Raw genomic sequence first — 7714 nt, 5'->3', positions numbered from 1 at the left:
TGTTCAAATTTCACAGTTTTAGCAGACAAGGGCTATGTCGGTGAAAGGCTGATGCAGGAGCAAAATATCTGCCTTTTTGCCCTGAAGCGTTCTAACAGTAAAGAAAACTGGACAAAATCTGTGCGTCAATTAATATTCAAACAGAGAAGGCGGGTAGAAACTGTGTTTTCGCAGCTAACTGGTCAACTAAATGCAGAAAGAGTGCTGGCCAAAAGCTTTCAGGGATTATGTACCCGCCTGGTCAATAAAGTACTGGCGTACAATCTCTGTATTGCATTAAACAGTATTTTCAATGAACCCTGCGAACTTGGAAAAATCAAGGAATTGATATTCTAAAAATTTTAGTTTTCCAATAATTACAGGGATTCTTTGCGCATTTACAGGTTTTCATATAATTTATTTGAAGTAGCACAATAGGTTAAGAAATGGAAATTTCTTCTATATAGGTTTGCTGATTATCATAAATGAATACTTTTGGTACATTTCCAGAAATGACTTCCAAATCATCCATACAATCTTCGTATGTACGGTTTTCGATTAGTCTGGCTTTTACTTTTTATTTTCTTCAGACGAATCATCTTTCATCTGTTCCAGGATACTTTTTAATTTCTGTGGAACTGATACCCCGATTACTGTTATATTCTCTAAAATGCCCAGACCCTCACTGGAAATGTAAAAGGAAAGAACTGCTGTGCGGATCACATTGCCGTTCTGAAAAATCAGCAAATCTATTACATTACCAACTGCTACCAAAAGGATAATACATGATTTTTTTATGATTTTATCAAGCGTGATTTCTTTAATTTTCTTATTATAGATTCCAGCTAATGTGCAAGTTATATATTCGATTGCCATAAATATAAGTAACGCCAATAATAAATCATCGCAGCCGCCAAGTATTTCTCCTGTAATTTTCTTCACCGCCATAAGTACATCAATTAACTTTGTAATTTTCATCTCTGCTACCTCTCTTTCCATGCATTCAGTTCTTTGTATGCAGAGATAATAGCAAATTTCTTTTAATTTGGCTGTGATATTAAATGTTCTGTTTTTCTTCTAAAATTATGTCTAAATTATGAACATATTCATCAAGTGCTGTATCCTTAAAGTTTGCCGCAAATTTTTTCGCTTCTTTTCCACAGAAAATAGCTTTGTCATTCTGTTTCATTCTATGATAAATTATACACAGATCAACATAAATATATCCTCTGTCCAGTATTCCGTTTTCATCGCATAACTGAAGTGCCTTTTCCAAATGGTCTGCTGCCATATCATCTTTTCCTATGAAAGCAGCACATGTCCCAATTTTATGATGCATCAATCGTTCCAGTAATGAATCATCTTTTGTAAATGGTGCTAATTTTTCCAAATATTTAACTGCTGTTTCATAATCCCCCATTCCCATATGACAATTAGCCATTCCTATGTAGGACTGTGCCAGTTTGGGGCTATTCTCAGAAACATTTTGCTTAATTAGGCGAATATATTTCTTATAATATTCCATCGCCTCTTCATACTGATCTGTATGTTCCAGTAAATCTGCGTAATTTTGATAGTCCATACACACATCATCAAATGGGATATTCCGCATATTTGCTGCACGTTTAACAATATCACGATACATTTTCAAAGCTTCTTCTATTTTTCCCTCTTCCCAAAGTATCAATGCCTTATTATTTAAACACTGAAGTACATGATAGCTTTCTTCGCCATAAAGTCCAAAATAAATAATATGGGCTTCATTAGCGAAATAAGAAGACCGTGTTTTTTCTCCAATCTGATAAAGGAAATTTGAATATTCCAAATATACATCTGCCAAATCATTACTATTCTTTGCCAAATTTTTTTCACGAAAACGAATCACTGTTTTATAACATTGATCCGCTTTCGGAATATACTTATCATATCCATTTGCTACAAAATCCGTACATAATGTCGCCATATAATAAATGTTCATAATAAATTCAGAATCGTTTTCATCTTTTTCGTCGATCTCAATAGCCTTTGTCAACATCTTATATGCCTTTGTCAGTTCTCCCATTGCCTGATAGATTACAGCAATACTTGAATAGTCTGTCGAAAGTTCTCTTCGCGGAAGATCCGGAATACTTTGATCAATTTTCAGGGCACGTTTATAATATCTTATCGCCTTTGTGGCTTCTCCTTTATGGAAATAGATATTTCCATATTCATGCCATAAATAAGCCCATTCTCTTTTGAGTCGTTGATCAGGATCTATCTGTTTCATATATCCTCTCGCAGTATTCAAATACTGAATAGCTTTTTCTGTCTCATCCATCCTCAGCCATAATTCGCCATAATTTCTATAGTCTCGAATCAGCATTTCTGGATTCTGAATCGTTTTATCAATTTCTATTACTTTTTCTATCAGAGTTTTGCACAGCAGATAACTGCTTGCTTCAAAGCAGACATAATATAATCTGAGCAAGAAAACAGAATCATCCTCATTACCCCAATGGTCTTCAAACAGATCTGCCACAGACCAGGAAAACGGGATCAGATCAAGCTTTGTATATCCTTTTCCCCAATATTCTCCAAGATCTAACTCTCTGGACAGTTCATGTACAAATGGAGATGCCGTGTCATACAGGATTTGTTTCTGCTGTTCTCTGATTGCAGCTGCAATAACAGAGTGCATCCAGTAAATATGTTTTCTATCTTTCACGCTATGCTCTAACATTCCAATGTCAAAAAGTTTTAGCAGTTGTCCGTTCTTTTTTGTTTTAAACCATTTTTTCGCTTTTGCAAAATCAAATTGTAAATTTGGTATTACTGAAATACAGGTAAGCAGAACCTTTTCCTCTTTGCCATATTCTACAATGGAAAATAAAATGCACATCTGCCGGATAATGGTATCATCATTTTGTAATTTCTCATGCTCACAGGAAACATCTTCTTCGCTTAGTTTAAAACCTTTTTCGACCAGTTTGGAATATAGCTGATGCAGAGACATTTCTTCTATGTATGCCGCTTTTGCAATAAACACAATCATAATCGTAAGTTTTGCTGTGAGCGTGATGATATCATTAACTGTTTCATTGTCTCTTTCTTCAAATTGATAATGACGATAAAATAGCTCTCGACATTTATCCATTTTCAGAGGCTGTAGATACATTATTCTGTGAAATCCCGGAAATGTTTGCTGCCTGCTTGTTAGTAGTATTCGGCATGGAAGAGAACTTAATTTCTGTAAATATTTATCATCCTTTACTTTTTCAATATTATCTACGATTAAGAGCAGTTTTTTATTATATTGTGCCGCTTTATCCTGGATTTTTGACCAAACTTCCCCCAAATCCCCTGACAAATGCAATGCCTGTTTTATAGATAAGCGAATATCCTGATTATTATACGGGATCCATGCAACATTTTCGATTCCATTTTCCTGAACTTCCGTATTCATAATACGGTTCAAAAATGCTTTTACAAGTTCTGTTTTTCCAAGTCCTCCAACTGCCGAAATCATCATATTCTGTTCTTTTTCTACGATTTCTGAATATAACTCTTTAAGTTCTTCTTCCCGACCAATCAGTTCTTCTACAGCCGCATCCGGTGAGTCAGAAATATACTTTGGATATTTTGCAGGAGGATAATCTGCTTCCAGTCTCATAAAACTTACATCTAAACTGAAAACACTTTTCTTTTGCCATGCACAATCTGCCTTGTCGGAGCAAATTAATATCGCAGCAATCGCACGTGATTGCTGATAAGAAGAAGTTTCTGCAAAACTCTTGTTGATCTGTTGTTTTATATTATCTGGGATTACTGTGCTTTCTTTAAGTAATCTCTGTAAATCTGATAACATCTTTGTTTTTTCAAATTCGCCAGATAGGCAAACTTTTTCGATACTCTCTCGAAATATTTCATATCCATTTTCGGTATATAACTTCTTAGCTACTCTTCTGTGAATGAGAGTTTGACCGGACGTTATCTTTCGAATTGAGTCATTATCGTATAAGCCATCTCCTGTCAGCGCATAGATATCCAGAAAAATCATACGATAAAACTGTTCTTTTTGGTAAATCCCAAGAGGTTCTTTTAGGTAACTGTATATGATATTAAATGCTGTGTAAAAATTTTTTTGGTTCATAAACTCCCACCTTAAATTTATAATAGCAAGTAAGGACAGTGTCACAAAGCCAGACACTGCCCTTACACCAAACATTACATTTTTTATCTTTTGCCACACATAGCATCCGACACAATATTTTGTAATACTCCTTCTGCGAACATTCCAATATGCATTCCAATTTTTTTCAGAAGTTCTCTTCTATTTCCAGTTCTTCCTGTCTGAATAACCTGACTTAAGGAAGCGTATTCTGTTGAAGACGGATCAAGTTCCTGCAGTGCCTCTTCAGCTTTCTGCATAACCTCGCCTAACTCCATATCTGTCAGTAACTCTGCATTTCCTGAAATTTCAATGTTCTCTGCTTGGATATCACACTTGCCATCGCCTCTGATTTTGGCACCAGTTAAAACTTTAGCCCCATCTTTCGCTTTGACACCATTCAGCTGAATTTTTACTTCCATATGTAAGCCCTTTCTCAATTAATTAATTGATATTCATATCAGTTAAGATCTTAGCATCTCCACTAATGTCACAATTTTCAATACTTACTGTAATATTCTGCTGTCCAATACTTCCTGCTTTCATTACTTCTTCAAGCACACTCAACACCTTGAAAAGGAACGCTTTATCATGAAATACAATCGGAATTCTGGTTCCTGAATTCATTGCCAAAGTCAAAAGCGTTTTGTTTTGGAGTTCCGTCTTTTTATAGTACCAGTAGCAGATCCATGCAATTCCAACTACAGCACAGACACCAAAAGCAGCTGCATTATAGTATCTAAAGATCCAACCTAAAATGATCAGTACCACAGACAGCTTTGGAAAAGCAGGTGTCTCAAACTTATCATTTGTAATATATGAGATATTAGCGATCTTGATAACGCTTCCCTCCCATTTGATGATGTCTCCCGTAATCTTGAATTTCAGATTATCCAGTTCTTTTGCTTTGTCGCTCATAATGGTTTCCTCCCTTTCGTTCATCTTAACTTCTGGTTGCCATAACAGCTGATCAGTCTGTTTATGCTATTATAACGCATCTGATCCCCAAAGCACGGCCATTGCTCACTCAGATGAACCATTATTTCAACAAGATTCAACCATTAACGACTCCTTTCATTTAACAAAAGCAGACAATTTTATCATAAAAATCACCATTTTCATATTCAAAATCGCCATTTTTCTTCATTTCCGACAGCTTATTCAGAAGCTGTTTTAAAATTTTGTACTTATGTATTTCATTAACATCCGTTGCTGTTTTTAAAGTTTGTTGTAATATATCATCTGTGGTCTCTTTGCCTCTAATTGTCAAAACGCAGCAATAAAAATATAAGTATTCTGCTCTATACTGATTATCAAGAAAAGAATACTTCTCTAAAAAAACAGCTGCATCATTCAAGAATCGTTCCATTTGGTCCACATAGCCATTGTCCATTGGATCCTGTAGATACATCAAAAAGCAACATTTTGCTATGTATAATAGATAATCTACTGCTGCTCTGTAAAAGCCTTTTGCTCTGGCATCTTTAAAGTTTTCCTGTGCCTCTTCTACTATTTCGTCCAGAGGTTTATTTTTGGTACAAAAATCACATTTCATAGACCAGCGCACACACCAGGACTGCTCACGATCTGTTAATTCGCATTTTTCCAACATATCCTTCCAGATTATTCTCGAAGCATTCATATCCCTCTGCACCTTAAAAAGGGTCATAGCCTTTCCATTCAAAAAACGGGTACATGCATATATATTTATATCACCAGAATGCCCTTTGTAATAATCATCTGCGAGTTTCAATGCCCGCAGAGCCTTATCTTTTTTATTCCATTTAACAGCCCTGCGCATATACATCCCGTAAGTTTCCAGTACCTGGATATGATTTTTGACTTTTCGTGCAATTTCGCAACGTTCTGCATTTATCTGATCCGCAATCTCAGTTTTTTTCGTCCGCATGTAAAAGAAATCTGCCATATTGGTTCCTGCTATCTGAAAATATTGCTCATGCAGATTATTTTTTGAGCAATACTTGAGAACTTCTCTTACAATCACAAGTTCCCCACCCCGATCAAGAAACGTTTTTTCTCCACTGTAAACAGCATTTATGTCCAGATTTTTAATCCGACGGATATAGAATTCTACGCTGCGCTTCATATATTTGCTGTACTCTGATTCTTTCCAGCATTTAAATTGGATTAATTCTTTTATAACAGAAAAAATCCTTACTCCTCTGAAGTTCCCATCCTCCCCCTCTTTTCGATTTCTTCCGCTCTCCATAATAAGCATATATCGGTAAGCCTGCGAAAGTGACTTTTTCCATGCTTCCTCTGACATTTCATCTCTTAAAAGAAATTTGAGCATATCGATGCTAATATCTCCTGAAAAGTAACTTGCACATATGATCAAAGACTGTGCTTCTGAATCAATTTCTTTCCACATAACATCAACCAGGCTTTTCCATAAATCTTCATATACTGGTTGCAGGTCTGGATTAAGATATAATGGGGATGAGAAATATTTTTCGAGATTCTCTTCATATTTCAATAAGTCTTTTTCGAATATTGCAGTTCCTAATTTATATACCGCCAGCGGAAGCCCACCTGTTTTTTCTTTCATTTTGGGAATAAATATTTCCTTAATCTCCCTTTCGCTAAGTGAACTTTCTTTCAGGATTCCCGGCACATATTTCCTAAAAAGTTCCTCTATACATTTTGTCTGATTAATCAGATCATTAAATACAACGTATTCCATATCTTCAAGATACAGATTTTCGCAGGGAGTATGTGCAAGCAAAATTACTTTTCCTTTTCCAACAAACTCCATCTGACTGAATGGAAATGTTTGAAGGCCAACATGTATGATCACACATTGTCCTTGTATGAGCGCTGCTTTTAGTGCCATGCTGTTTTTTATTTCTTTTATGCTGTGCTCGTAAAAATTAAATATTCGAGGACTTTCTCCATTATTTTTTTCTTCAAAATATTTTATTACGCTAATGGTAATTCCACTTTTGCATGTACCTGCAAGGTATAAAAAGCGCTTAGGACTTCTTTGTAAAAAAGTATCCAGCTTGTCTTTCAATACCTGTGGACATATAATATGTTTATTTTCTTCATCTTCTTTTCTCTCATACCGCAACTCGGTGTTATTTTTGAAAACTACCTTTAAATCAATTGTATATTTTTTATGTTTTTTGAAACTCTGAATATATTCTGCAATAAATTTATTTATTATATCTGAAGAGAGAATATTTTTTTCAGCAACTTCTACACAGCCTATCAAAAACATCTCCGGTTTATTTTTGGAGGTTTCTCCTTCATATTTTCGTATTACTTCAGTCGAAAATTTCGTACTTTCGCTAATTTCACTCTGTATTTTGTTCAGACTTTTCTTTGTCAGCTGTTTGATTTGGTTACACAAATTCTGCATTAAATATTGTGGTTCTTTAACGGTTTCTGTATTTTCTTCCATTTCGCCTTCAACTCTCTTTGACTTTTTAGTGTTAATTTATTTTCTCCAATTTATCTGTATTCTGATATCTTCATATACTATTGTACCATATGTAGGACTATTTTTATCATTCTGTATGCCGAAACAATGGTTCGTTCTTACGACATAATTGCACAAAAAAG

General features: G+C 35.0%; 6 protein-coding genes. 1 reads left to right on the top strand and 5 read right to left on the bottom strand.

Translation table 11 applies throughout. The features are described from left to right. Nucleotides 1-336 (top strand): transposase (locus DWX28_RS08690; protein WP_147342093.1); only part of this gene is annotated, 336 nt, incomplete at its 5' end. A gap of 213 nt (nucleotides 337-549) precedes the next feature. Here the strand turns inward: DWX28_RS08690 and DWX28_RS08685 are convergent. The 5 genes from DWX28_RS08685 to DWX28_RS08665 form a co-directional block, all read right to left on the bottom strand. Next, on the bottom strand, nucleotides 550-957 hold the full coding sequence (locus tag DWX28_RS08685; protein WP_022214520.1) for a phage holin family protein: 408 nt from the start codon (nucleotides 955-957) through the stop codon (nucleotides 550-552). Nucleotides 958-1036: 79 nt separating this feature from the next. Beyond that, nucleotides 1037-4111 (bottom strand): tetratricopeptide repeat protein, encoded by a 3075-nt coding sequence (locus tag DWX28_RS08680; RefSeq protein WP_158565299.1) that lies wholly within the window; start codon nucleotides 4109-4111, stop codon nucleotides 1037-1039. Nucleotides 4112-4194: 83 nt separating this feature from the next. Continuing rightward, complete coding sequence (locus DWX28_RS08675) at nucleotides 4195-4551, bottom strand: DUF2226 domain-containing protein (RefSeq protein WP_118252468.1); 357 nt, start codon at nucleotides 4549-4551, stop codon at nucleotides 4195-4197. A 22-nt stretch (nucleotides 4552-4573) separates the two neighbouring features. Further along, a complete protein-coding gene (locus DWX28_RS08670) occupies nucleotides 4574-5047 on the bottom strand; it encodes a hypothetical protein (protein ID WP_118252467.1) in 474 nt (157 codons plus the stop codon). A 160-nt stretch (nucleotides 5048-5207) separates the two neighbouring features. Beyond that, on the bottom strand, nucleotides 5208-7553 hold the full coding sequence (locus DWX28_RS08665) for a hypothetical protein (RefSeq protein ID WP_118252466.1): 2346 nt from the start codon (nucleotides 7551-7553) through the stop codon (nucleotides 5208-5210). Nucleotides 7554-7714 lie beyond the last annotated feature (161 nt).

This window comes from Blautia sp. AF19-10LB, assembly GCF_003461245.1.
In the GTDB taxonomy this organism is placed as follows: domain Bacteria; phylum Bacillota; class Clostridia; order Lachnospirales; family Lachnospiraceae; genus Blautia_A; species Blautia_A intestinihominis.
The sequence above is the reverse complement of the archived record's forward strand: the minus strand, read 5'-3'. Positions and strand labels throughout refer to the sequence as shown.